The following is a 25,846-nucleotide window of genomic DNA, read 5'->3' on the forward strand; positions in this document are numbered from 1 at the left end:
AAGATTATAAGTAAAAGTTGATGGGTGCTGTCAAATTGACCTGATCAAGCGCGAGGGTGCCGTTAATGCTTTTTCCTTGTGGAACATCAATCAGCAGGCGAATCGTTTTCGTTTCGTTTGGTTTGATGACGGGTGGGGTGGAAAGCATTTTGACCGCGACTTGGTGCTGATCATTGGACGCCGAGAAATGTTTTTCGGAAAAGCTCAAAGGAACAGCATAGTGGGCGTTATGAATGGTCAAGGCGATTCCGGTTTGGTTCTTAGGAATATCTGGCAGGTACTTCGTTTGGATGGTGAATAGGCGTAGACGTTTAGCGCCAACATAGGTAACTTTGCTGCCGACTATCACCGGTTTTCGATAAATGGCCGGGTGAGCAATTGGATATGATTCGGGAACGTTGATCACCTGTTTGGATGTGTGGCGATTGCGCGATGTTTTCAAAATAAGCTTTGTTGAACTCGACTGTAATCGTTTGAGGCTGACCACCCCACTGGCAGATTTTTTCTCGGCCAATGTCTGATTGTTGAGGTCCTTTAAGCTGTAATCAGTGCGAGCCGGTAAGTGGAATTTTAGGTTCAGGGACTGATGGACGTTGCTAATTTTGATCTGTTTAGCCACTGGTGCTTTGTTCCCGGCAGTCGTGCTTTGCGCAGATGCTGTCTGTGCGGGGATCAGTATGTAGATCAATGAGAGCGTCAATAATGAAAACCATCCGAGTCTTTTCATCGTTCATCTTTCCTTTTTATGAGTTTGGCGAAGCTATTCTATTGGGGCTTCGTGGCAGATACCATCTTTAGAATAGCATAGGCATGGACTTGTGAGGAATAAGGACCAGTGAAAAAGCCATGCGATCGTTAGTGGGCAATGCAAGATCGTATGGCTTTGACTTGGCTGACACTGAAAGTAGGTGATGCTGGTAGAGAAAAATGTTGAAGTGCGATAATCCCTTTATGGTTGTCAGATGAAATATCATAATTCATCTGATGATCATGGAGGGATTTTCTATGCCCAGATCTAAGCATACAGCTCAAGAAAAGTTACACATATTGGAGGAGTTCAGACATTCGAAGACAAGTATCAGTAGTTTCTCTCGTCAACACGGTCTTGGTGATCGTACATTACAACGTTGGCAGACACTCTATGAACGTGATGGGATTAAGGGATTAGAGGAAGCTCGAAAGAATCAACATTATACCAAAGAGCTAAAGCTTGAAGCAGTGCTTGCTTATCTTAGTGGTGAAGGGTCATTAGCCGAAGTTACGATGCAATTTGGTCTGCGTTCATCAACACAACTGCAACGTTGGATAGCCATGTATAATAGGGATCATCAATCTTTGACGGCTTCACCGTCTAGAAAGCAGGTCCCCACCATGAGTCGTACAACCACCTTCGAAGAACGCATTAAAGTCGTTGAATATGTCACTAAGGGTAAGCACTCCTATACTGAAGCGGCAGCCCATTTTGATGTGTCTTATCAACAGGCACGGTCTTGGGTGATCAAGGCTCGCGAAGGCGGTTATGAGGCGCTGGTAGATAACCGTGGTCACCACAAAGACAAGCGTGATCTAACCGAATTAGACAAGGCCAAACTGCGCATTCGTCAACTAGAAGCTGAACTCAAGGACAAAGAGCTAGTGGAGGCCTTTGTAAAAAAATTACTGGAAATCCAGCACAAGGAGTGATCAAACAACGCCGACAAGCTTACCGTGCCATCGAAGAAGTTAGTCAAGGCCACCACGGCGCTGTCACAAAGTTATTGGACGTTATTGGCGTCAGCCGTCAAGCTTATTACAAAGGCTTAAGGCGGGAGAAAACATTGTGGGAGGTCCACGATCGGCAGCTCAAGGAGCGGACCCAATATTGGTTTGACTTTCATCACCAAGGCATTGGCGCCGGGAATCTCCTGATCAACTTACAACAGGATGAGCTAATTGACTTCCCGGTCACGATCAAACAAGTTCGTCGCGTCATGCGCGAGCTTGGCATTCGATGTCAGATTCGCCAAAAACGGCATAGTCGCGTCAAGCAATCTGAACAGTACCTGCAAGACAATGTGCTCAATCAATGTTTCTACGTGGAACGCCCTAATCAAGTCTGGCTAGCCGACTCAACCGAGTTGAAATACGGTATCAACGGCGAGTACAAGATGCGCCTCAGTGGCGTTCTTGACCTCTATGGTCGCAATCTGTTGGCTTACAATCTAAGCGCAACCGAAACAACCGCCGCTGAGATTCAGGTCTTCCAGCGCGCTTTCACTCGCGCCAGCAACGTCCATCCGCTCATTCATACTGATCGTGGCTCCGCCTATACATCTAAGGCATTCAACCGCTACCTTAGCCAGTTTGAAGTGACACGAAGTATGTCGCGACCGGGAACGCCCTATGACAACGCACCGATGGAGCGCTGGTGGAATGAGTTTAAACTGCGGTGGATGGATCGTCACCCAATGGCAAAAACTTATAAGGAGTTCGTCCAGCTCGTTGAAGATGGGATCCACTATTTCAATCACGACAACCGTTCAGGACAAAGAGACGGCCTTACCCCAGAAGAATACTGGAATAAGGCCATCTAAAAGCTACCAAAATTTTATATTATTTCATCTGTCAACTTGACAGGGCCGACCGCAAAGACTGAGTTACTTTTTCCGTTTTGTATTTCTTTTATTTTGGTTATAGGCATCCTCAAGCTTTTGAACGGCACGGTTATATTCAGAATCGAGTAGCCGGATAGCAATGAAGTCAACCTTAGATTTATTATCTGAAAGCGGTATCTGCATGACTTGAATTCTTAGTGGCAGATTTGATTGTTCGAAGAATCCGGCTATTGCAGACAGAAATACGGTTGCGTGCATGAGATTGTCATAGGATGAAAGATTGTTAATGGTAAAGACGACAAAGTTCTCAATTTTTTCCTTTTCTAGAAGATCTGACACGTGAAATCCCTTGGCGAAGATGTTGATGGTTCTATCAAATTGTGTTGTCATAGCAAACCTCCGCAATGATGGTGTTAACCAATGTTTAAAATCAAAAAACATAAATTAATTTTTATTTTTTTGAGTGTACCGGTTTTTCATTTATGTGTCAATAAGTTTTGGAAACGTTTTTTGAGGTGAAAGCGATTGAAGTTCATGTTGGAATATCGCTATACTTATACTTTGAGATTTTTCGGAATTTTGAGAAAGCATATTGCTGTCCATGATACCATTCAGCAATTGACTTGCTCGCATGAGAAGCGGCTTTAACGCTGAAAGGATGGCTAAAATGGAACTGACGTACTTGATTCCCCACATTTTTGCAATGGTGGTACTTACATTGACGCTCAGGTTTAAAAATTCTGCTTTAAAAAAAGAGCGGCAACACAGAGAAATCAGTTTTGAAAATTCAAATCTCGATCAGGAATTACAAGCCAAAGTTCTGAAACAAGAGGCAGTTCTAAATCAGCGACACTTCATCACTGAAATACTAATAAACGCGCAATTCGCAGGCGTTTACATCGCCGCTTTTTGCTTTTCGGCCGGAGTTCTTTATGCAGAGGAGAGCACTGGCGTTTATCTTTTTCCGAGCATTGGTGTTTTCTGCTTGTTTGCTAATATCCTGTTTGTTGTAGAAGAGCAAGCTTTTCGGCTTTATAAAAAACGACAACTTAAAAAGTATCTCGCAGTTGATCGAGGTGTAAAGATCATAGAAAATCACGGGGCAAGACGGTACTATGTTTACCTTGCTTTATTGATTTTAGAAGGATTCATTAATCTTGGATTATTCTATGCAATGGCAGTCTGGCTATATTAAAAAATGTACCACGGTAATCTGAACTGGGTACATTGGGGAGAAGAAAACGATGGATATTTACATGCCTTACATCTTAGCCGCGTTTCTTTGGGTGGCAACGACCATTTACAGTCGAATAATTAAAGGAAGGTTTCGAAAAAACTTAGAGAAGCGTTTGAAAATGAGCCGTTCTGAGATTATGCGCAGAGAGGCGATAGATCGAAAGTTTATCGATAATGCAATCGGGAAAATTTTCAACCGTATTCTAGCCGGTGTGACAATCAGCTATATCTTCATTTTTTCTTTTTCGCTGGGGGCTATTACGGTCTTGCCGGCTAGCACCAAGGATGCTTATTTAATAGTCTCGATTTTTCTACTGTTGTTCGCTATTTATACATCCGCAACATCATTTTTTCTCCAGCGCGTCGGCAAGACGAACAAGAATAAGTTGCCAGAGGTTTCATTTGTGAAGAGGCTGGCAGGTGTTGTGATTCGAGACTTCGGGAGTTTCCTGATCTTTTTGATTTTTGAAATGAATTCATTTTAAAAAAATAAGGTTAAGCGTACAAATAAGCAGCACGGAACTTTCCGTACTGCTTACGCGTTAAAAAGCTAGCATTTTTCTAAGTGATTTTCTAAGTGAATAGGAGCACTCTAACAGCGTTAAATAAACCACCCAACGCTGTGACAGCCCCCGATTCTGGTAATGTTGAGGTCACAATTAGACCTACTACGACAATAGTCGCAACCTTTTCAAGATCAACAGCGAAGGTGGGGTTAGGCTCGGTCACTGGTTGATAGACAGGATCATAGTCATTTTGAGGCACCTGATCTTTATGAATGTAGGTCTCCAATGTCAAAGTAAATTGATTTTCCACAGAAGAACTTGTACTTGTGTTTTCTACAGAACTCTCAATTGCAACTTTAAATCCGACCATCCCATCGCGAATAGCTAGACCAGCTTTAATGGCACCGTTCCCGATCATCGGGGCGAGCTTGTTAAAGGTTCCAGCTAAATCACCAACATTATATGAAGACATGGCGCTTTCAAACTGTTCTAAGATGTCGGTAGATTCATTAATGATTTTAGCATCTTGGATTGTCAGAACGCCTGTTTTATTATCGACTACGGTTGCTGACCATTTGTCCTCCAAAGTGACATAGTAGTCGGCTAACGGGGTCGTAATATGTTGTGTAGGGGAGGAGACCGTCCAATTGATGGTGCCAAATAAATTATGATAGTCAGGGAAAATGCTCAAAAGTCGGTTCGCTACGTACGCCTTTTGTGTTGCTGGTGTTGCTTCTGTGACAGCTGAAACACCCTGGTCTCGACCGGAACTCGCATCTTGATCAATATCAATGCCATAAATTGGATATTCGACAAATTGGTCGAACGCCCAGTTGTCTGGCATCTTAAATCCTAAATTGCCACTCCATCCGTATGACATATTGGCAACAAAGCTGTAGTTTATACCAGTTTTCTCAGCGTGAAGACAAACATTTCGAGTCCCATAAATGCCAGCTTTGTAAATTGACCGATTCAAAACGTTCTGCACAGCATTGATGTACGGAATAACCGTCCCATCAATGTCGCCTTCCTGAAAATCAACGTCCACCGCAAAGTAGATGACAGTGTCGGCAGGTAGGCCTAGGCTAAGCGCTGTACTGATTGCTGTTTGTCCGTCTTTTTGACCTTCGGCGGCAGTGAAGTAACTTTCAACGTAGCCACCATCTTCGTAGATCGGGAAGAACTTTAAACCGCCATCCAGAATTGTTTTGACTTCTGTTGACGTAAGATTCTTTGGTTTGAAATCAGCACCGACTGTTCCTGTGAGATACCGGCCAACGATGCTGAATCCATAGTCGCGGAAATGTTGCACATCAGTTGCCGTCAGTTGGGTTGCTGTATCGAGCGCGATTGAATCGCGGCCTGTGTCACCGTTACTGGTAACGAGCCCTTTGATGACTGTGTAGTCTGCAACACCGGAGTCTTCGTTTGGATACTTCATGAATTTGCGAAATTTGATAATGCTTGTCGCTACATCGGATCCAAAGTTTTCACCAAAATCGCCATCATATTTTATCTTCTGCCAAGCGACCAGTTAGTGGTTACTTGTTAACTTGGCAAAAATGCTCGCGACTTACGCAATCTCATCAAGCTTGCGATGCCGCGCCTGCAGATAGAGACCGCCTAGCAAGATGATTGCGGAAGCGGCGACTGATAGGAAAAACATGTTCTGGTAGGCTTGTTGGGCGATGGCATAGAAGTTTTGCAGCAGCTGATTTTTATGCGTGCTGGCGGCGAGTCCCTGTAGGCCGCGGTAGAAGCTTTCAATTGAAGCGGTGCCGCCTTTTAACGCTAGTTTGCTGAAGCCGGTTTGAATGAGCGTGGCGTAAATCGTTGGGGCAATTGTCAGGCCGATTTGGCGGCTGACGGAAAGGGTGCCGAGTGCGACGCCGTTGTCTTTTTGGCTGGCGATTTCAGACATGAGGACGGAGAATGGCGCGCCCATCAGCATGCCGAAGCCGATACCGGCGACTGTTGAGGCGATGATGAACCACAGTGTTGTGGGGCTGAGGAAGGCTACCATTGCAAAGCCGATTGTTGAAAGCGTCCCGGATACAATGATGGATTTGATGGCGCCGAGTTTGCCGACTAACATCCCGCCGACCCCAGCGCCAACAATTGAACCTAGACCAATGCCACTCATCCAGACACCACTGTTGTTGGCTGAAATGCCGTATCGCTGCTCAACGAAGCTGGGGATGAAGACAAAGACGGCAATCAAAGCGCCGGATAAGAGGCCCATAAATAGCGTCAGTAAGAATCCCGGACTTTTAATGAGTTTGTAGGGCAGGAAAGGATCGACGTTGCCGCGAATGCCTTTTTCAATCCGCGTGAAGCCGAAGAAAAAGGCGAGACTTAGTAGGAACAGGCCCCAGACTTGTGGCGTTAGGACGCTGGCCAGCAGTTGATCACTGCTTAAATTGGTAATGGCCAGCATCATGCTGAAAATACCCAAGGTTAAGAATACGAGCCCTTTCAGATCCAGACCTTTGATAGCTGCGGCTTTAGTTTCGGGAATGGCGATGAAGCCGCTGATTAAGATGAAGACGGCGATCGGCAGGTTGATGAGGAATAGCCAGTGCCATTGACCGGTGATGTTTAAGATCAGGCTGCCGAGATTGGGTCCGACCACCGAGGCGATCCCATTGACGGCACCCAGCGCACCGAGCAAGGCGCCTTGTTGCGGTTTGGGGTAAGTTGCCAGGATATGGCTAGACGCAATGATGAAAATTCCGCCACCGCCAATGGACTGCACGAGTCGCGCACCTAGGAAGAAGATAAAGCTCGGGCTTAGCGCAACGAGCAATGACCCGATGGCAAAAATCAGAATTTCAATCAAAAATAATTTGCGGCGGCCGAATTTATCGGCTAGCTTACCGATAATCGGCGTTGCAATGGCCATGCCCAAGGTATACAGGGTAATCGCCCATGTTCCTTGAACTTCATTGACGTGAAAAGAATAATTGATCGTTGACAGCGCGCTGGAAATGATGCCGTTGTCTAGCGCCGACATGAAAACGCCAATGATAAAGATGCTTAAAGCGAAGACACTGTTCTTTTTGGTCATTGGTGTGTGACCTCCCATAATGTTGATAACGTGACGTTTGATTTTGAGTGATGGTGACACCGTGTCACTTTCAGAAATGAGCATAACGTTAAAGTGACACGGTGTAAACTTTTTGTTCTCGATTATGGAATGGAGGCAAATTAAAAGCAGCACAGCCAATGTGATGGCGTGCTGCTTGGGAGCGTGGGTGTGCCTTTAAAATCAGTTCGAAGTCCCGAAAGCAGGTTGTCCCAATTGTTAGATTATATTTCTTTCCCTCGTGATGGCTCTTCGGAAGCAATTCCAATGTTTTTCTTCATGGCAGCGAAATTAATTTTTCGGATGGTTTCTGTGTGCCATGGGTTCATTCGCTGAGGCTCATATCTCAATGTACCGTCTTCGGTAACGAATAAAAGATATTCCTGACCTTCAGTAACACCTGCTTCAGCGGGTATCGGCAAACTGAGCAGGTTACCGGTGCGTTTAACAGTGAATGAACCGAGTGTTTGACTTTGATGCTGTTTTGTACTCATTGGCCTGTCCTCCTGTAAGTATGAGTATATCGATTCAACTTGGTAAAGGCACGCAAAAAGAATGGGCAGACAAAGTAGTTTTACTTATAGTCAAAAACGCGTCGATCGATTATTTTTCGTAAATCGATCAACGCGTTTTCTATTTTTTTATAAAAAGTTTTCCAACCCAACCACCAACTGATCCGCTTCCTGCACCTTGCGAATGGCGACGGCAACGCCTTGCATGAAGCTTTGGCGGTCGAAGGAGTCTTGGCGAATGGTGAGGGCTTCACCCGGGCCACCGAAGAGAACTTCTTCGTGGGCGATGTAGCCGGGGAGGCGGACGGCGTGGACAGGGACGTCATCGATGCGTTGGCCGCGGGCGTCGTTGTCGATGGTGGACAATGGCTTTTGGGTACGTCCGGCGGCGATTTTGTGCGCAGTGGCGATGGCGGTGCCTGAGGGGGCGTCGGCTTTGTCTTGGTGGTGCATTTCAATGATTTCGGCATCAGGGAAGTAGGCGGCGGCTTCTTGGGCAAACTTCATCAATAAAACGGCAGAGAGACCAAAGTTTGGTGCGATCAGGCCGCCGAGGTGTTTCGCTTTGGCTAGCTTGATGAGGCGATCCTGATCAGCCGGCGCCATCCCGCTTGTGCCAATGACCGGATGGATGCCGGCATTAATCGCGGCTTCGGTGTTAGCGGCGACTGCGCCGGGATTGGTGAAGTCGACCCAGACATCGGCGACGCTAGCGTTGAGTTGATCGTAACGGTTGAGGACTTTGACTTCAGCCGGCAATCCGTAATTTTGTGGGTTATTGATGGTTATTTTAGGGTCAAAAACGGCACTTAATGCGAAATCTGAATGTGACTGGATCATTTTGACGGTTTTTTGACCCATGGCACCGCGAAAACCGGCGACAAGAACGTGAATCATGCGAGCACCTCCGCTTCAATGGCTGATAGTTCCGGAACGCCTAAAAGATGGGCGAGTTCCTGTTGTTGTTTGGCAGTTAATGGCAGTATTGGCAGACGCGGGCTGCCGACGTTGAAGCCTAATGCGTTGAGCGCAGCCTTGGTCGGGGCAGGCGATGGAAAATGGAATAAGGCAGCCATTTTCGGCAATAGTTGCCGTTGCAGCGCAGCCACCGTCGTGATGTCGCCGCGATCCAATGCCGCATACATTTCCCGAATGCTGTGTGCGTAAAGATGGGAAGCAACCGAGATCACGCCCATACCGCCGAGCGTTTTAATCGTCAGCGCCTGAGCATCTTCGCCGGTCCAGACACTAAACGCATCGTGCTTGGTTCGATCAATGATGTCACTCAGGGCGGCGAGGCTGCCGCATTGCTTGATGCCTTGGATCATGGGGTTTTGCGCCAACGTTGCCACGGTTTCCGGCAGCATCTCCACGCCGGTTCGACCGGGGATGTTGTAAATGATGATCGGCTTTTGAGCGTTGGCCGCGACTGCCGTGTAGTGAGCGATCATGCCGTTTTGATCAGGCTTGTTGTAGTAAGGCACAACCACCAGTGTTGCATCAATCCCGGCAATCCCGCCGACTTCATGGGTAAAATCAACGGTTTCCCGCGTATTGTTCGACCCTGAATTGGCAGTGACCAGTGCCCGGCCGTGAACCATGTCGACAAACCGCGTGTACAAGGTGATTTTCTCGTCATGACTGAGCGTCGGCCCTTCACCCGTAGTAGCGCCGACGACAAAGCCATCGGTGCCTTCTGCAATCAGATGATCAACCAACCGTTGCATGACTGCGTAGTCAATTTCATCGCGATCATTAAACGGTGTCACAATCGCGGTGATCAATTCTGCTTTTTGCATTCAAAAACCTCCAATTAAAGTGAGCGTGAGCCAGCGCGGGTAGAAGCCGGAGTGTAAGTGGCCTTGGGCGTGATGGCGGTCTTTGCCATTGCGACCAAGGTCCTTACACGCAGGCTTCTGCGCTGGCGAGCGCGTTAAAGTGAGCGTGAGCCGGCGCGGTTAGGGGTCGGAGTGTAAGCGGCCTTGGGCGTGATGGCCCGGTCTTAGGCCATTGCGACCAAGGTCCTTACACGCAGACCCCTGCGCCGGGGAACGCGTTATGGTTGAGCGTGAGCCGGTGCTTTTTACGGGTAAGCTCCTGCGCCAAATGCTCCGGAACGCATATGGTGAAAGCCGTCTCGGCGCATCAAGCATGAGTCAATATCGATAGCTACTGATTCAATTATTTTCCGCCATCCGGTGTTCCAGAAAATGCACAACTGCTGTGACACCTGGTGCTAACGCAGCTTCGTCTGGCGAAAAGTCGGCGGCATGTAGTTGGGAATCCGGATCGTTGACGCCCAGCCAGAACATGGTGCCGGGAATTTTATTCAATAGATAGCCGAAATCTTCCCCGGTCATCACGGGTCCGGTGGGTGCAAACGTGACGGCTGGATCGGATTGCATGTATTGAATGAAATCTTTGGTCAGCTGCGGGTTATTTTCGACCGGATAATAGCCACCTTGATTCAAATCAACGTTGACGTTGCAGTTGAAGCTGGCGGCGATTCCCCGACCGATATCGCGGATACGTTGCTGTAAGAAATCGATTTGTTTCTGGGTGAATCCGCGTAAAGTACCTTCCAAGTGGGCGCGTCCGGCAATCACATTGCGGATCGTCCCGGCGCGCATCAGGCCAAACGTGATGACCGCGCTGTCGGTGGGGCTGACGTTACGGGCGACGACGGTTTGAATCTGGTTGATAAAACTGGCGGCGGTTACGATCATATCGTTGGCATTTTGCGGCAAGGCTGCGTGGCCGCTTTTCCCGATGAGATCGACATTGATTTCAGTTGTCCCGGCAAAAAGGGTGCCAAGCCGCGTGCTAATAGTACCAGCCGGCAAGTCGGGGCGATCATGCAGCCCATAAAACTCGTCGATGTGCCAATCACCGGTGAAAGTGCCCATGTCGTAGGCCAATTTACCGCCATTTTTGCTTTCTTCGGCCGGTTGAAAGAAGAAAATCAAATTATCTTTTGGCTGGTGATGGGCAAAATAATCCAGAATTCCTAGCGCGACTGTCATGTGGATGTCATGGCCGCAAGCATGGGCGATGCCGGGATGCTGCGAGCTAAACGGTAAGCCGGTTTGTTCCGTTACCGGCAAAGCGTCAATGTCGGTCCGGTAGCCGATGGTTCGCTGCGGGTTTTGTCCGTGAACTTTGACCAGTAAGGCAGTCGGCAATTTAGGCAGTGTCCGAATGGTGAGGTGGGTTTGCGGAAAACTTTGCACCGTTTTAAGTAGGAAGGCATGCGTTTCTTTTTCCTGCAAGGCTAGCTCGGGGATTTGATGGAGCTGGCGGCGAATGGCAATCAATTCAGCTTCCTTCATTAAAGGTCACAGCTTTCTGAGTTCGTCGAGCAGGACGGTTTTGGCTTCGGTTTGATCGTTAACCTGCTTGATGACTTTGGCGGGAACGCCAGCAACCACCGTGTGTGCCGGCACATCGTTAATGACGACGGCCCCGGCGGCGATAACTGCACCTTCGCCGACCGACACACCTTCAAGAACCACGGCATTGGCGCCGATCATGACGTGATCACCGATTGTGACAGGCTTCGCTGACGGCGGTTCTACCACGCCGGCCAAAACGGTACCGGCACCAATATGGCAATGCTTGCCGACAATCGCTCGACCGCCCAGCACCGCACCCATGTCGATCATGGTGCCATCGCCGATTTCAGCGCCGATATTGATAATGGCGCCCATCATGATCACCGCATTGTTGCCGATCAGAACCTGGTCGCGGATGATGGCGCCGGGTTCGATCCGGGCATTTTCCGCTTTGATATCCAGCAAAGGAACGCCGGTGTTGCGGCCCGCGGCTTCGACATAGTAATCATCAAGCTTGGCCTTTTTCAGAATTGGCTGGATAATCGCCCAGTCGCCGATGACCGTTCCGGTGTGCTCCCCAACGAATGCGTGAACACTTTTTGGAAAGTGCAAATCAGCTAACTCGCCTTTGAGATAGACCTTAACGGGTGTTGTTTTCTGACTGTTGGCAATGGTTGAAATGATCTTTTGGGTGTCTAATTGTGCCATGATGGCCTCCTATTTGGTTGCGGTAGTAGCGTTGTTGGCGGTGGTTGCGGGTGCTGACGAGCTCGGTGCGGCGTAGTGGTGATCGTGCTGAATCAAGTCAGCGTAAGTTTCGCGCGTGACGACCAGCTGAGCTTGGCCATTTTCAACGAAAACGACGGCCGGCCGCGGGTTGCGGTTGTAGTTGGATGCCATGGAGTAGCCATAAGCGCCGGTGTCGAAAACGGCAACGACATCACCTGGCTGCGTGGCGGGCAATGGGGCATCGTCGATTAAAATATCCCCGGATTCGCAGTACTTGCCGACGAGATGGACATGCTCGGTTGGCTTGGCGGTCGGGTGATCGGCAACCACCGCAGTGTATTGCGCCTGATAAAGGGCGGGCCGAATGTTGTCGCCCATGCCGCCGTCAACTGCAACATATGGCCGCAGCCCAGGTACGTCTTTACGGCTGCCGACCGTGTAAAGGCTGTAGCCGGCGGGGCCGACAATCGACCGCCCCGGTTCAATCCAGACTGCCGGAAGCTGCCAATCAAGCTGGCTGCTTTGCGTCTTGAGGGTGCTCAGAATGGCTTTGACAAACGCTTCTGGCGGCAACGGATCATCCTGACTGGTGTAAGCAATCCCGAAACCACCGCCGACATTGAGCACTTGCGGGGTGAAACCGAATTGCCGGTGCCAATTGTCAAGGACAGCCAGCAGCTTTTGGGTGACGGCTTCAAATCCGGCTACTTCAAAAATCTGCGAACCGATATGGGCGTGGATGCCGAGCAGATTCAGATGTTCGTCGGCTAAAATCTGCTTGGCTGCTTCATCTGCCTGTCCGCTTTCAAGATCAAAGCCGAATTTACTATCGGTTTGACCAGTTTGATCATAAGCATGGGTGTGGGCACTAATCCCAGGAGCGACCCGAATCAAAACATCTTGTTGGCCAACTGCTGCGTTCAAGAGCTCATCAAGCAGATCCAATTCATGAAAATTGTCCACGATGATCGTGCCGACGCCGGCATCCAGTGCTTGTTGCAGCTCAGCTTTGCTTTTGTTATTGCCATGAAAGCTGACTTTTGCCATGGGAAAATCGGCGGCCTTAGCCGTGTACAATTCTCCGCCGGAAACCACATCGACGTGAATGTCTTCAGCCTTCGCGATATCGTACATCGCAATGGTCGCAAACGCCTTGGAAGCATAACTGACAGCATAACGGACGTTGGCAGCCTCAAAAACTTGTTTAAACGCGCGAATCTGGTGGCGAATCGCTTCGACATCATACACGTAAAGCGGCGTTTGAAACGTGTGCGCCAGCTGACTGGCCGCAACGCCGCCGATGGTTAATTGACCTTCTTGATTTGTAGCAAAATTCATATCAGGCATCCTCCTTGAGCGTTCACTGGGCCGGTTTCTGGCCCAGTGAACGCGTTACGGCAGGGCAATGGCAAACGAAAAGGGATCCTTTTGTTTGGCCACGCGTCAAACAAAAAGATCCCAACTTGCAATCTACTTGAATGATAGCGCCCCGCTTAGGTTTCTAAGCGACAGTACAGGATTTATTCAACCCTGGCCCAACAGGCTTGCCGATCCCGGCGCCCCCATTTCGGCAACCGCCCCTTTCACCAAACGTCACCGCGAAGGATCTCGCTCGATTCGGATACTCATGTTGGTTGCAACCTCTATCTGTTTATCACCAGACTATAATAAAAAAACGAAAGCGTCAAGAGCGTGAACTGGGCCGGTTAGAAACCGGAGTGTAAGTGGCCTCAGGCGTGATGGCCCGAACTTGGCCATTGCGCCTGAGGTCCTTACACGCAGGTTTCTGGCCCAGTGAACGCGTTAACGAGAGCAGCAGAGAAAACCAGTGAGCGTTAGCCATTGCGCTCAAACTCTTTACATACAGGCACGTTCCTGCACCAACTAACTTTTCGTCACCTGATACCCAAAACTCACTCGCCACCTGTTTGAGCAAAAAAATTAGAAACAAATTTCAACACTTTGTTTCTATGCAATGCCGGTAGAACATGCCGATTTTCCGCCGCCGCTGGGGGTTGTGTTTCTGCGAGAGTCTGCTAAAGTACAAAATAAAATGACAGAGTTCTCATTTGCAGAAACGAGTTGGCGAAACGCGATGTCTGTGAGCGAATAGCTGCGAGTTGCTTGCGATAGAGAACCCATTAGGGAGGCAGTTTATCGTGCGGGTCGTAAAGTTTGGCGGGTCATCATTAGCAAATGGGTCGCAGTTTGCCAAAGTTGTGGCAATCATGAAAGCAAATCCTGCGCGGCAGGTGATGGTGACTAGCGCGCCTGGTAAACGGCATCCCGGTGACGTTAAAGTGACAGACTTGTTGATTCAGTATGCCCAAGCGGTCTTGCGCCATGAAAATGCAACTGCAGTCGTTACCGAAATTGTTGCGCGTTATCACGCAATCGCCGATGATTTCGGACTTGATCCCCAAGTCATGCAGCAAATCAGAAAAGAACTATACCAATTACCGAAAAAGGCATTTGCCAATCGCGATTATCTTCTGGCCGGATTCAAGGCTCGCGGCGAAAAGTTGAATGCGTTTCTGATGACCGCCGTTTTGAATCATGAAGGTATTGAAGCTACTTATGGCGAGCCGAAAGACTTGGGCATCGTGGTGACCGATGATCCGAATGATGCGGAAGTTTCACGTGAAACTTACACGCATTTGGAAACTTTTAGTCGACCGCTGGGTGTGCTGGTGGTGCCTGGGTTCTATGGGTATACCAGTAAAGGTGCCGTTGCCACTTTTTCGCGCGGCGGTTCCGATATCACCGGAGCCATTCTCGCCAACGGTTTTCACGCCGACTTATATGAAAACTTTACCGATGTGGATGGGGTTGCCGCAGCTGATCCGCGTGTGGTGGCAAATCCCCAGATGATTCAGGAAATGACTTATCGGGAAATGCGGGAGCTTTCATATGGTGGGTTTGGCGTTTTTCATGATGAAGCAATTTTGCCAGCCATTGCGGGACAGATTCCCATTAATTTGAAGAACACTAATCATCCCGATGCTCCTGGGACCATGATTGTTCCCGAACAGCATTTTGTTCCGAAGCACGCCATTACCGGCATCGTGAGTTCGCAACACTTCGGCGCCATTTACCTGCATCGTTATCTATTGAATAAGGAAGTCGGTTTTACACTGAAGTTGCTGCAGGTTTTGGAGCGACACGGCATCAGCTACGAGCATATGCCAAGCGGGATTGACGATCTGACGATTATTCTGGATGATCGACAGCTGAACGAGGCCAAGCGGAAGGCTGTGTGCGATGAGATCCAAGCGGCGGTCCATCCCGATGTTTTGAAGTGGATCGATGATTACGCGATTATCATGGTTGTCGGCGAAGGAATGGCGCAGCGGACTGGCTTGATTCAGACGATTTTGCAGCCGTTAGCGAGTGCCGGTGTTCACGTGTCGATGATCAACGAAGGCGCCTCGCAGATTTCACTGATGCTAGGCACCTCGCGGGAGTCAGCCAATCGCGCGGTCAAGGCAATTTACAACGCCTTTTTCATTCCGATTAATCAGCGTCTGGAGGTACACTAACATGGTGACATTGCAAAAAGTTCACGGTTCCGAAAATAGTTTCTTTTTATTGGATGAAACGCAACTGACCCAGCCGTTGACGAAGACGCAGCTGGCGACATTGACGCAACGGCTAACCGACAGTCAGACCGGTTTGCTAGGCGGTGCGGACGGCGTTTTGGCGATTACGGATGCACCCGGAACAGCGGGGGAAATGACCGTCGTTAATACAGACGGCAGCTTTGCCAAGCTTTGTGGCAACGGGTTGCGGACAGTGGCGCGATATTTAAGTGAAAAAACCGGCCAAACATCGTTCCGGGTCCACACTGACTTTGCGGATTTGGCGGTCGCCAAGCAGAAGCCATTAGCAACCGGCGTACCGGCGTATTCGGTTGAAATTTCCCCGGTTAGTTTTGTGCCACAGGCTTTGCCGTTTGCTAATTTAGGCACGGATCGCATTGTTGACACCGTTTTGCCGGCCATTCATCCGCATCTGAAGTTCACCGCGGTTGCCGTGCCCAATCCGCACTTGATTGCGTTTGTGTCCAAAGACGAGTTGGCTGGTCCGGATCTTGAACGGATTGGCAAGCAATTGAACGGGGAAAATCCTTATTTTCCGGAAGGGGTTAACGTCACATTTGCCGAAATCTTAGGGCAGGATACGCTGTTTGCCCGGACCTATGAGCGCGGCGTCGGGTTTACCAATGCTTGCGGTACCGGCATGTCAGCAACGACCCTGGCGTTTATCTTGACCCATCCCAACCAAGCAGCGTTGGATCGCGTCAATACCGTGTATAGTCCAGGAGGAATGGTCAAAACGGTGGTTCACCGCGACCACGACCATTATTGGATTGAATTAATCGGCAATGCGACAGTCACCGCCACGATTACGTTGCCAGAAACAGCATTGATCGACGGCGATTTGCAGCAGGCGGTTATTGCGCCGACGAGCGAGCAGGCGGCTTATGAACGATTCGTTGCCGCATTACCGCATCGCGCATTGGCAGACACATTGACAGAAGGAGTTTAAATCATGAGTGGTTATCACGTAGCAGTTGTGGGTGCAACCGGAGCTGTTGGAACCCGGATGTTGAAAATGGTCGCAGAAAGCAAACTACCAATTGCATCCGTTTTGGCACTTGCCAGTAAGCATTCAGAAGGCAAAAAGGTACCGTTTCGCGATGGGACATTAACCGTTCACGAAACAACCGATGATTCATTTAAAGGCATTGACATTGCGCTGTTTTCCGCTGGTGGGTCGGTTTCCAAACGGTTCGCCCCGGCAGCCGTTAAAGCCGGCGCCGTGGTAGTCGACAATACCAGTGCTTTTCGGATGGAACCGGACATTCCATTGGTTGTGCCAGAAGTAAATCCCGAGGCACTGCGCCATCATCAAGGTATCATCGCCAACCCTAATTGTTCAACAATTCAGATGGTCACAGCGCTGGAGCCAATTCGTAAAGCATTTGGTTTGAAACAGGTTGTCGTTTCGACCTATCAGGCAGTTTCCGGTGCCGGACAGTCGGCCATGAATGAATTGTTCGATGAAACCCGGGCAGCACTGGATGACCAGCCGCTGGAACCGAAGATTTTACCGACTGCTGGCGATAAGAAGCACTATCCGATCGCCTTCAACGCCTTGCCGCAGATTGATGTTTTCGAACCAGACGGCTACAGCCATGAAGAATGGAAAATGATTCACGAAACCAAGAAAATCATGGCCGGCGATATGAACAGCGATGCGATTAAAGTCACTGCCACCTGCGTCCGCATTCCGGTTCCCATCGCCCACTCAGAAGAAGTTTACTTCGAAGTGGAAGATAGCAATGCTACCGCTGACGCCATTCGCGCGAAGTTAGCAGCGGCGCCCGGCGTTGTCGTTCAAGATGATCCGAGCCAGCAACTTTACCCGCAAGCCAGAAACGCCGTTGGCAGTAAAGAGGTCTTTGTCGGGCGTATTCGCGCCGATGCAGAAAATCCACGCTTCTTCCACATGTGGGATGTTTCCGATAATCTTCTCAAGGGTGCCGCATGGAATTCCATGCAAATTGCGGAGACGATGGATGCGATGGGCTTGATTCAGCCGAAGTAAAAAATATGTTAGGACCGATACCATGTATGGTCGCTGTTTGGCGGCGGGGTGGTGTCGGTTTTTTTAACGTATAAAGGATTATAAACTTTTGAAGAACCATGGACGAAGAATTCGGCCAGTGGTAAAAAAAGAGGTTGCCAAATTTGAATCTTGCGGAGATATTCAAAAAGGTTATCGTTTATTTGTTTGTGAAGGCTGTCGTGACACTAAATGGGTCGCTTTTGCAAAGTAAAAGCGACCCAAAAGCGCTCTGTGCTTCTGAACTTAAAATGATAATCAAATTAGCATAAGGCAGCAATTAAACGTTATTTTTTAAAATTTGGATTGCATTTTGTTTAGGCTTGCCTTAACTTTGACTTATCAAAAGTAAAGGAAGTGATTTTATGGTCAATGTTAAACTTCGTGGTATTGCAGAAGGTCGCCTTGGGAAGGGATCCATCTTGTCCTCTGGCTCTACTGTGAGCGAGATCGTTAAAGATGTTGCATTCAAAGATGACGACCTGAAACATAACTTGTTTGATGAGAGAACCAATAAGCCACGGCTTCTTTGCCGCGTCTTGATTAACGGAAAATTGGCAACCGTTGATCAACCAGTCAATCCTAATGACGAGGTTATGCTTGCCTCTGTTATGACCTGCGATGGCTAAACGGAAATAAGAATGGCCACCTACAATCAGGTGGCCATTTTTATTTTATAAATATCACATATTTTAAACTTTAGGAGAATAATATGGAATTTAACAATTCACGGTACAATAGACAATTACTCATGCCTCAGGTTGGGGAGCATGGCCAACAATTAATAAACAACTTTAGCGTTGTTAGCGTTGGCGCTGGTGGTGTGAAGTCGCCGCTTCTGTATTATCTAGCAGCTGCTGGCATCGGCAAAATTAAAATTATTGATTTTGATAGGGTAGAGTTAAGCAACCTGAATAGACAGATTCTATATACAACTGAGGACATTGGTGAATATAAAGCCGTAGCCGCTGCCAAGAAGTTAAGATTGCTCAACTCGGACATTGAAATAGAATACTCAGTCGAAAAGGTAACTCCCGACAACATAGATGATCTGTTGGGTGGATTTGATGTGATCCTAGAAGGCGGAGATGGTCCTGAGCAACGATTGATGGTGAATCAGTATGCTGTTGATTATAAAGTTCCAATGGTTCATGTCTCCGCTCAATATGGATATGGTTATGCGTTTACAAGACTAACTGACGATGATCCATGCTTACAATGTGCATTCCCAGATTTGCCCGAAAGCAGAAAAGGTCCTGTAGCTGTTTGGGGCATTGGAACAGGGATTGCCGGGATTATGGGTGCTAATGAAGTCTTAAAGATTGCTTTGAAGGAAGGAGAGCTAGCGCGAGGCTATTTAATGTCCTGCTCAAACTTTCAAAATGATTATTATAAACTTCCTATACCAAAAAATCCGAGGTGTCCAGCCTGTGGTAAGAAAACAAAAGCCTAGAAACAATATACAGTTTGCTGCTTTGCTTTCTTCAGGAATTGATTCCTTTGGGACTGGATCATTCGTTAGTGTCTCAACGGTTTTTTTCTCTACGTACAGTCACGTATCTCCGAGTATTATTGGGATAGGGCTAACCTTATCTGCGATAACAGGGATGATATCATCGCTGCCAGTGGGTTATTTAGCAGATAAATATGGAAGGCTTAAATTGTTTTCAATTTCATATTTTTTAAGAGGCGTGGGTGCACTATGCTGGCTGTTTATAAGTGGCAATCTTCAATTCTTAATATATATGTCCTTATTTGGAATTATAGATAGATCTGCTGCTTCTTTAACTAGAAGTCTAATAATTTCGCCTTTATCCAAAAGAGACGCGACAGTTTTAATGGGTAAAATGATGTTGCCAACAAACATTGGATATGGTCTAGGAGCTGGATTTAGTTTTTTATTGCTCGCTATAAATTGGGGATTAATGCCAACTGTGATTACAAATTCCCTGTCTTTTTTGCTGGTGATTTTTTTATACAGAACGGCATTGAAAGGTGTAGCTGTAACGTCTGGTAAGGTTTTAAAAAAGCCAATATCTATAAAGGTGATAAAGTCTGCATTGGCAAATAAGTTTAGAAGATTGCTTATCATGGAGAATTTCCTGTTTTCTTTTCATAGGACTTTATTGAGTGTGTATGTTCCATTAATAGTTGTCATGTACTTTAAAAACTATAGTTGGCTATCACCGATGGCCTTTATTATTAATACAGTGGTTATTTCCTTATTTCAAGGGAAGGTAAACACCTGGGCCGCTGAAAATAGAAGATATGATAGGCTATGGGTTATATCAGGCGCAATAATAGCAGCTTCATTCCTTGTCACGTCCGTAACAACCGTAATGCATATTGATACTCTCATCTTTATGGCTTTGTTAATGTTAATAGTCAGTCAAGTCTTAGCCGAGTTATTTAGCAGTGCTGCCTTAGCGATGTACATGGTGATTTATAGTCGTTCTGAATCCTTAACCACTGACTTGAGTGCTATAAATTTGGGGGGACAGTTGCAGAACATTTTAGGCCCAACAATGTTTGGTAGCGCAGCAGTGTCATCTAACGGCCTCATATCCTTTCTTATGTTTACTCTAACCGCAGCGGTATCAGCACATGCGTATATGTATCGAGGGTTAAATAAAGAGGAGCTAAAAGATGAACTTTGATGGTGAAGATAAGAGATGGGACGAATACTACAAAAGAGAATGGAATGATAAACGTAAGCCATTGCCTATAGAGAAGATCATAAAGAAGGCTGTTCCTAAACAAAATGCAGGGCTTTATGTTGGACTTGGTACGGGCAGAAATGTTTTTCCTTTATTGAAAGAAGGCTGGAATGTGTATGCCTGTGATATTGCTCACACCAGTATAAAGAATGCCAAAGAAAATTATCCACAATATGCTACTCATTTTGACTATGGAAGCTACACTGAAGCCTTTCCCCATATAAAAGCATTTGATTATACGATTTGTAGTGAGGTCCTGGTCAATGGGAACTTTCCAAATGTCGTAGAAAGATTTCGACTTTTAAAAGACAGGCTCACCAAAGAGGGTTTCTTGATTTTTGAGCTTCCTGCGATAGGCACGGATATATGGCCTAATTGGAAAAGTTTGTCTATGTCAAAAAATGGCAGCTTAAAATTAAAATATAGGGCAGACGTACCTAATAAGCTATATTTGTCCTTTCAAGACATATGCCATTTATTGGAGAATGCCGGTTTTAAAATAGTATACGGGCCTAAACCCGTTAACTCTGAGAGGTCGAGGTACCCTGGCGGACTTATAAGAGACTGGTTAGGCATAGCTCAAAATGTTTCTTTAACATAGCAGTTGCTCAACAACATGCCAGTTTGTTGAAATGATCTTCATTAATTTCAACTATCAATTTATTCGCACTTTTTTGCTAGCCAATATTTTCATCGATGCCTGTCTCATTGGTGGTGTGATGATTTTACGCGGGAAGTGGCAATTCGCATTCGCATTGACGCCTTATCTTTTCATCGAGGCAGGAATTATTCTACTCGTGGCATGGCGGGCACAGCGCAGAGTTTTGGCAACGCTGAATCGCGGACTTTAAGAGCTAGCGCGCATTTAGTAACTGACAAGAGAGGAAAAAGGTACATGATTGAAGTGAAAGGACTTACGAAAAAGTTTGCCCAGCGAATGATCTTTGAAAATGTCAATTGTCAGCTGGTACAAGGTAAAAGCTATGCCATTATTGGTAAAAGTGGTACAGGGAAGACGACTTTTCTCAACATTCTCGGTGGTTTGGAAACCACCACGGCAGGCACTGTCATGGTGGATGATCAGCCGGTTTCAACCAAAAATCTACCTCAGCTGCGGCGGGATAAATTCGGCTTCATTTTTCAGAATTTTGGATTAGTCGATAAGGAAACCGTTGCTTATAATCTGAAAATCGGCTTAGCCAATCAGCGTCTACCACGTCAAGAACAAACCATTGCTATGAAAGAAGTTTTGCAGCAGTTGGGGTTGGCAAACGTTGGCCTGAAGCAACGCATTTTTACACTTAGCGGTGGCGAGCAGCAGCGACTGGCTTTGGCGCGCTTATTGCTGAAGAAACCGACAATTATTTTCGCCGACGAACCCACCGGCTCACTAGATGCAGCCAATGCCGATGAAGTGACACAGCATCTACTTCATGACTTCGGCGATCAAGCAACGATCATCGTCGCCACGCATACAGCTGAGGTCTGGCGCCATTGTGATTACTTGATTCGGGTCGAAAATTGTCGCATCACCATTACCGAAAATATCGCTAAGGGGGAGAAGCTTGCATGAAAAAGGCCAAAATTTTGGATAGTACATTGGCAGCACTGGTCATGGTTGCGGTTGCCGGCATATTGCTGATTCACAATCAATGGACAGATCTTATCAATCCATTCGTACCTGAACAAACAAGCTACGCAAAAGTCCCACAAGGAAAACAGCGTTATCGCAATGTTGAGTTGTATACCGCAACGCAGACAAAGCCGACGCTGGTACTGAAAGAAATGACCGGCTATGATCCGGATGGGAAGTATGTAGCGGTGAGGCACAAGGGACAGTACGTAAAACGTGTGACTTATGTGTCAAAAGAAGCGTTTATTAAGAAGCTACGGCAGTCCTCTAAGTCGGGTACCAAGTGATAATGGCCTATTTTTCTTTTGACTGTTGCCATATCTTAAACCATATATATATTTGCGCGGATAATAACGTCAAGACGGCAATACCGCTCACTGTATAATTTATCCGGGCGAACACCTTAAAAAGGGGGTGGTTTCGAAGTATCACCAGGTAAGAGGCGGATAATGTATACCCAAAATAAGCACATCCAATTGCCATGCCCGGGAGTATAACGAGCGAGCTAAAAGCGAAACGATACTCATTGTAGACGACTGAAAAAAGTGAACTACCTATGGATACAAAGAGCAGAAACCACCAATGTTTACAGAGGTCATGAATCGTACTTGCTAGATAAAGGGGGGGTGAGACTTAAAGTGCCGATAGAGAAGGAAAAAGAAGACTGCAGTGATTATTACTTCTAAAGTAAATACACTGATAGCCAATTTAACCTTTTTTTCATTCACACTTTCTGATATCATTTAGCACTCTCCAACTTTTTAAGGATTAGAGGGCGCGACCTCCAACAAGGGCAGTCGACAACGCCTCATAATTTTATTTGTATTTTCAATAATTATCCAGAATATACGATAATGCAAGCAAAACTTTCGATAAATGCTGATCAAAGGCCTTTTGGAAGTATTAGATCTCAAACAAAAAATTGACATCAATTCAGTCGCCATGGAATAATATGGCTACTATTGGCAGACGTGCAGCTTTTCAAGAAAGAAGGTAGCAGCCATGGCAGTGATTGGGACGATTCTGATAGTGCTGTTGGCAGTTCTGGCGTTGGTTATTGTTTTAGCGTTGATCGTTGCTGGGATACAAACGTTACTGTCTTTGTGGCCGTCCACTAAGATGAAGCGACTGCCGTATCACGTGCGTGCTGGTACAATGTTGGCTTCGCTTTTCAACGTTCTTTATAAGGTAGTCACACTTGGATCCGTTATTTGATCAAAGCAAGGGGGGGGGGCTGAGGATGACACCGAGGACGTTAAAGATTGAAGATCTGATAGCTAAATATTCGGTTCACCCTGAGGCAAAAGCGCAGTTTGATCAGGGTAAGGCTCGTTTAATGACTGCTTATCAATTTATGAAAGCACGTGAAGCCGCCGGATTGTCGCAAAGAGATCTTGCAGTGGCGGCCGGTGTACCGCAAAGAACGATTGCCCGAGTTGAACTGGGCGATAGTACAAGTCTTGACACTTTGCACAAAATTGCAATGGCACTTGGCAAAACACTTGATGTGACTTTGGTAGATGATTAGGCTACAAATTGGTCCATGCAGCGCGCATGGGCTTTTTTGCCGCATTTTTACGATTTATTTTTGGCCTTTATCTAATAGTGATGCGTCAAACTCACGGAAAGTGATTGTCAGAGAAACATCAAGATAAATGCCCAAATGGTGATCGGAGCCGGACAGCTCGCCGATCAAATTGTATTGTGCGGGAAACGAAACTTCTTAGCAGTAAAAAATATGATTGACACTCCCACAATGCCCGTTATACAATCAACCTCCGCGCTTTTAACCAAATAAATGAAGAGGTGATTCGATATGGTCGAGGTTCATTTTGAAACGGTTCCGCAAAGGCCGGATTCGGTGCTGGTTGTTCAATTTTTTAATGGCGGCATTATCTGGGTACATAATTCTAAACGCCAGTGGGAGCTGACGGGTGGCAAGTTGGAAGCCGGTGAAACCCTTGCCCAAGCGGCGGTGCGTGAGTCGTTTGAAGAATCCGGCGCTGTGATTAAGCCGAGCTCAATCGTGCCGTTGGGTTATTATGTGTTACCAACCGGACACGTCACAGCTGTCGTCCGCGCCGAGGTTGATCGACTGGAGGCGATTCCGGCGTCTTCTGAAACCGACGATCGAAAGTTGTCACTTGAACCGTTGCCTGATGCTGACAGATCGTTTCATGACGATGTTTACTGCCAGATTTTCCGCCATATCGGGTGGCCAGATGAGTAGCCGCCGTTACGGCTTACTGCTGAACGGCTCGTCGGTGGCGGTGATGGCGCTGACGCCGGTGATGAACAAATGGTCGATGATCACGCTATCGCCACTGGCTGCGAGCTTTTATAATGCACTTATTTCACTGGTGTTGACGCTGATCACGATTGCGATGACCAAAACAAAAATGGTGTGGATTAAGCAGCCAGTTGTCTGGATTTTAGGACTGACGAATTGCCTTGGCATTTTCCTGCAATACCTGAGTCTCTTTTTCCTTGATCCGGTGAGCGTCGGGTTGATCGGACGGTTTTACATTGTCTTCGCCATTTTGCTGTCGGTGCTTATGCTGCATGAAAAATTCGACCGCCGCGAACTGGTGCCGATTCTGCTTTGCATTGCCGGTACCGCACTGGTATCTGACTTCTCAGGAAATGTGAACAACATCATTGGGCTTGTCTGTGCGTTTGGGTACACCTTCAGCTTCGCTTTGACGAATACGTTAGCCAAAAAAGCACTGACTCAGGTTGATGAGAAAATATTACTCTTATACGACCAAGGCACTGCCGTTGTTATTCTCGGATTGATACTGGCTGGAAGCGGCAAGCTCTCTTTTTCACCCAACATGGGCATGGGTGCCGTTGCCATCTCAGCGTTTTGTTCAGGCTTTCTCGGATTATTACTGTTTTATCGCGGTCTAAAGTTTATCTCGTTTCGCGATGCTAATTTGATCCGAGCGCTTAACCCAATTTTTGTCTTGATCTACTCGTTGCCATTTTTCACGATTCAAATCACTCCGGCGTTTCTGCTCGGCGGCGTCCTAATTGTGCTTTCGATTGTTTGGATGTCGCTGCCGGTTAAGAAGTCGCAAATTGACTAAAATAGTCATTCATAGTAAGCAATCTGTTCAGGCCTAAATGCAAGATCATTAAACGGCCAAAACATTTGTACGCATCTTGTGGGTTGATTATTTTATCGGGATCGCAGTGAGGTTCATCGAATTAAATTTAGCAAATGGAAATCTTTGCGATTATATAAATGACCTGCAATTCCCGGAAAGTTCGGCAATTTCAGGTCATTTTATGTAGGCTGGAATCCGTATATCGGATTCCAGTAAAGTTATCAAGCGATCTTAACATAGACCTTTTTACCCATAGCATGAGCAATTTCTGCTAATTTATTAAATGAGACGTTATCGCCCCGTTCAATTCGAGCAATCGTTGTCTGTGGTACACCGGCACGTTAGGTCAGCTTGTGTGAGGCCTGCCGCTTCCCGTGCGTGATAAAGTGCCAAGGCTGCCGCCGAGCGTTCCTTGTCTAGCGTATAAGCACTGGCAAATTCAGGGTTCTGCATTTCTTTTTTTAATAAGTCATCAATTTTCATGGGTTGAATGCCGTTCCTTTCTGAAATCTATGGATTCTTTATATCATACTCGTGCATATGATATGTATGTATACCGATAGACTTTGACATCTCTTAACTATTCAAATAGGTCTGTTTTGAAGATTGGTGATTTGCATATATTCAAGTTACTTTTTTGTGGAGGTGTCACGCATTCAAAGCCAGTAGTGGATTCAGACAGAGAAAAGGCTAACAATAAGAAATTAGAAAATAATTACAAAATTAAATAATAATTGCATTCTCATTGACAAAAACTCTTGCGA

At 47.0% G+C, this 25,846-nt stretch carries 27 protein-coding genes, 3 pseudogenes and 1 riboswitch; of the genes and pseudogenes, 19 read left to right on the top strand and 11 right to left on the bottom strand.

The genetic code is table 11. The features are described 5' to 3' along the window. Positions 1-4 precede the first annotated feature (4 nt). Positions 5-727 (bottom strand): hypothetical protein, encoded by a 723-nt coding sequence (locus LHUE1_RS05845; protein WP_049172443.1) that lies wholly within the window; start codon positions 725-727, stop codon positions 5-7. Between the two features lie 278 nt (positions 728-1,005). Between LHUE1_RS05845 and LHUE1_RS05850 the strand changes: the two genes are divergently transcribed. Continuing rightward, positions 1,006-1,683 carry a helix-turn-helix domain-containing protein gene (locus tag LHUE1_RS05850; RefSeq protein ID WP_049171182.1) on the top strand — a complete coding sequence of 226 codons (678 nt, stop codon included), beginning with the start codon at positions 1,006-1,008 and terminating at the stop codon, positions 1,681-1,683. Beyond that, entirely contained in the window at positions 1,680-2,573 is an 894-nt protein-coding gene (locus LHUE1_RS05855) for an IS3 family transposase (protein WP_049171184.1), read from the top strand. The genes LHUE1_RS05850 and LHUE1_RS05855 overlap by 4 nt, the downstream gene beginning before the upstream one ends. A 63-nt stretch (positions 2,574-2,636) precedes the next feature. Here LHUE1_RS05855 and LHUE1_RS05860 read toward each other — a convergent pair whose 3' ends face one another. Then, a complete protein-coding gene (locus LHUE1_RS05860) occupies positions 2,637-2,984 on the bottom strand; it encodes a hypothetical protein (RefSeq protein ID WP_049169405.1) in 348 nt (115 codons plus the stop codon). Positions 2,985-3,261: 277 nt separating this feature from the next. On the opposite strand from LHUE1_RS05860, the gene LHUE1_RS05865 reads away from it, so the two are divergent. Then, complete coding sequence (locus LHUE1_RS05865) at positions 3,262-3,789, top strand: hypothetical protein (protein ID WP_049169404.1); 528 nt, start codon at positions 3,262-3,264, stop codon at positions 3,787-3,789. A gap of 49 nt (positions 3,790-3,838) precedes the next feature. Continuing rightward, the gene (locus tag LHUE1_RS05870; protein ID WP_049169403.1) at positions 3,839-4,315 is read left to right on the top strand and encodes a hypothetical protein; all 477 of its coding nucleotides are present in this window, start codon (positions 3,839-3,841) and stop codon (positions 4,313-4,315) included. An 88-nt stretch (positions 4,316-4,403) separates the two neighbouring features. On the opposite strand, the pseudogene LHUE1_RS05875 reads toward LHUE1_RS05870, so the two are convergent. The 8 genes and pseudogenes from LHUE1_RS05875 to lysA all read right to left on the bottom strand — a co-directional run. Continuing rightward, positions 4,404-5,846: pseudogene (locus LHUE1_RS05875) on the bottom strand (glycoside hydrolase domain-containing protein); the annotation flags it as partial. A gap of 63 nt (positions 5,847-5,909) precedes the next feature. Then, entirely contained in the window at positions 5,910-7,403 is a 1,494-nt protein-coding gene (locus LHUE1_RS05880) for an MFS transporter (RefSeq protein ID WP_049169402.1), read from the bottom strand. Between the two features lie 242 nt (positions 7,404-7,645). Then, a complete protein-coding gene (locus LHUE1_RS05885; RefSeq protein ID WP_049169401.1) occupies positions 7,646-7,915 on the bottom strand; it encodes a hypothetical protein in 270 nt (89 codons plus the stop codon). 147 nt (positions 7,916-8,062) lie between these two features. Continuing rightward, positions 8,063-8,830, bottom strand: a complete 768-nt coding sequence (gene dapB, locus LHUE1_RS05890) for a 4-hydroxy-tetrahydrodipicolinate reductase (RefSeq protein ID WP_049169400.1) — start codon at positions 8,828-8,830, stop codon at positions 8,063-8,065. Further along, positions 8,827-9,732 carry a 4-hydroxy-tetrahydrodipicolinate synthase gene (dapA, locus tag LHUE1_RS05895; RefSeq protein ID WP_049169399.1) on the bottom strand — a complete coding sequence of 302 codons (906 nt, stop codon included), beginning with the start codon at positions 9,730-9,732 and terminating at the stop codon, positions 8,827-8,829. The genes dapB and dapA overlap by 4 nt, the downstream gene beginning before the upstream one ends. A 378-nt stretch (positions 9,733-10,110) precedes the next feature. Next, positions 10,111-11,262: an N-acetyldiaminopimelate deacetylase gene (locus LHUE1_RS05900; RefSeq protein WP_049169115.1), complete on the bottom strand. Its 1,152-nt coding sequence runs from the start codon at positions 11,260-11,262 to the stop codon at positions 10,111-10,113. Positions 11,263-11,268: 6 nt separating this feature from the next. Next, on the bottom strand, positions 11,269-11,973 hold the full coding sequence (gene dapD, locus LHUE1_RS05905; RefSeq protein WP_049169114.1) for a 2,3,4,5-tetrahydropyridine-2,6-dicarboxylate N-acetyltransferase: 705 nt from the start codon (positions 11,971-11,973) through the stop codon (positions 11,269-11,271). Positions 11,974-11,982: 9 nt separating this feature from the next. Then, positions 11,983-13,332 (bottom strand): diaminopimelate decarboxylase, encoded by a 1,350-nt coding sequence (lysA, locus tag LHUE1_RS05910; protein WP_049169113.1) that lies wholly within the window; start codon positions 13,330-13,332, stop codon positions 11,983-11,985. A 136-nt stretch (positions 13,333-13,468) separates the two neighbouring features. Further along, a riboswitch (Lysine riboswitch) is annotated at positions 13,469-13,648 on the bottom strand. A gap of 505 nt (positions 13,649-14,153) precedes the next feature. Here lysA and LHUE1_RS05915 point away from each other — a divergent pair. The 15 genes and pseudogenes from LHUE1_RS05915 to LHUE1_RS05985 all read left to right on the top strand — a co-directional run bounded on the left by LHUE1_RS05915 (position 14,154) and on the right by LHUE1_RS05985 (position 25,061). Continuing rightward, on the top strand, positions 14,154-15,533 hold the full coding sequence (locus LHUE1_RS05915; protein ID WP_049172643.1) for an aspartate kinase: 1,380 nt from the start codon (positions 14,154-14,156) through the stop codon (positions 15,531-15,533). 1 nt (position 15,534) lies between these two features. Then, positions 15,535-16,542 carry a diaminopimelate epimerase gene (gene dapF / locus LHUE1_RS05920; RefSeq protein WP_049172645.1) on the top strand — a complete coding sequence of 336 codons (1,008 nt, stop codon included), beginning with the start codon at positions 15,535-15,537 and terminating at the stop codon, positions 16,540-16,542. 3 nt (positions 16,543-16,545) lie between these two features. Further along, positions 16,546-17,604, top strand: a complete 1,059-nt coding sequence (locus LHUE1_RS05925; protein WP_049172647.1) for an aspartate-semialdehyde dehydrogenase — start codon at positions 16,546-16,548, stop codon at positions 17,602-17,604. Between the two features lie 70 nt (positions 17,605-17,674). Beyond that, positions 17,675-17,824 (top strand): annotated as a pseudogene (locus LHUE1_RS05930) (transposase zinc-binding domain-containing protein); the annotation flags it as partial. A 163-nt stretch (positions 17,825-17,987) separates the two neighbouring features. Then, positions 17,988-18,251, top strand: a complete 264-nt coding sequence (locus tag LHUE1_RS05935; RefSeq protein WP_010490067.1) for a MoaD/ThiS family protein — start codon at positions 17,988-17,990, stop codon at positions 18,249-18,251. A gap of 83 nt (positions 18,252-18,334) precedes the next feature. Continuing rightward, the gene (locus LHUE1_RS05940) at positions 18,335-19,075 is read left to right on the top strand and encodes a HesA/MoeB/ThiF family protein (protein ID WP_049172650.1); all 741 of its coding nucleotides are present in this window, start codon (positions 18,335-18,337) and stop codon (positions 19,073-19,075) included. Then, positions 19,053-20,279 carry an MFS transporter gene (locus LHUE1_RS05945; RefSeq protein WP_044112649.1) on the top strand — a complete coding sequence of 409 codons (1,227 nt, stop codon included), beginning with the start codon at positions 19,053-19,055 and terminating at the stop codon, positions 20,277-20,279. The genes LHUE1_RS05940 and LHUE1_RS05945 overlap by 23 nt, the downstream gene beginning before the upstream one ends. Then, positions 20,269-20,940 (top strand): class I SAM-dependent methyltransferase, encoded by a 672-nt coding sequence (locus tag LHUE1_RS05950; protein ID WP_049172653.1) that lies wholly within the window; start codon positions 20,269-20,271, stop codon positions 20,938-20,940. The genes LHUE1_RS05945 and LHUE1_RS05950 overlap by 11 nt, the downstream gene beginning before the upstream one ends. Before the next feature lie 31 nt (positions 20,941-20,971). Continuing rightward, complete coding sequence (locus tag LHUE1_RS05955; protein ID WP_010490058.1) at positions 20,972-21,190, top strand: hypothetical protein; 219 nt, start codon at positions 20,972-20,974, stop codon at positions 21,188-21,190. 44 nt (positions 21,191-21,234) lie between these two features. Then, on the top strand, positions 21,235-21,912 hold the full coding sequence (locus LHUE1_RS05960) for an ATP-binding cassette domain-containing protein (RefSeq protein ID WP_049172656.1): 678 nt from the start codon (positions 21,235-21,237) through the stop codon (positions 21,910-21,912). Then, the gene (locus tag LHUE1_RS05965) at positions 21,909-22,259 is read left to right on the top strand and encodes a YxeA family protein (RefSeq protein ID WP_049172658.1); all 351 of its coding nucleotides are present in this window, start codon (positions 21,909-21,911) and stop codon (positions 22,257-22,259) included. The genes LHUE1_RS05960 and LHUE1_RS05965 overlap by 4 nt, the downstream gene beginning before the upstream one ends. A 715-nt stretch (positions 22,260-22,974) precedes the next feature. Continuing rightward, on the top strand, positions 22,975-23,187 hold the full coding sequence (locus LHUE1_RS05970) for a hypothetical protein (RefSeq protein WP_049172661.1): 213 nt from the start codon (positions 22,975-22,977) through the stop codon (positions 23,185-23,187). Positions 23,188-23,212: 25 nt separating this feature from the next. After that, on the top strand, positions 23,213-23,500 hold the full coding sequence (locus tag LHUE1_RS05975; protein ID WP_049172663.1) for a helix-turn-helix transcriptional regulator: 288 nt from the start codon (positions 23,213-23,215) through the stop codon (positions 23,498-23,500). Positions 23,501-23,788: 288 nt separating this feature from the next. After that, positions 23,789-24,202, top strand: coding sequence for an NUDIX domain-containing protein (locus tag LHUE1_RS05980; protein WP_049172665.1), 414 nt, complete (start codon positions 23,789-23,791; stop codon positions 24,200-24,202). Continuing rightward, the gene (locus LHUE1_RS05985) at positions 24,195-25,061 is read left to right on the top strand and encodes a DMT family transporter (protein WP_277848274.1); all 867 of its coding nucleotides are present in this window, start codon (positions 24,195-24,197) and stop codon (positions 25,059-25,061) included. Before LHUE1_RS05980 ends, LHUE1_RS05985 begins: the two co-directional genes overlap by 8 nt. Before the next feature lie 242 nt (positions 25,062-25,303). Here LHUE1_RS05985 and LHUE1_RS05990 read toward each other — a convergent pair. Further along, a pseudogene (locus tag LHUE1_RS05990) lies at positions 25,304-25,565 on the bottom strand (helix-turn-helix domain-containing protein). Positions 25,566-25,846: the final 281 nt, after the last annotated feature.

Origin of the sequence: Lacticaseibacillus huelsenbergensis (assembly GCF_029726355.1) — a bacterium.
Lineage (GTDB): Bacteria > Bacillota > Bacilli > Lactobacillales > Lactobacillaceae > Lacticaseibacillus > Lacticaseibacillus casei.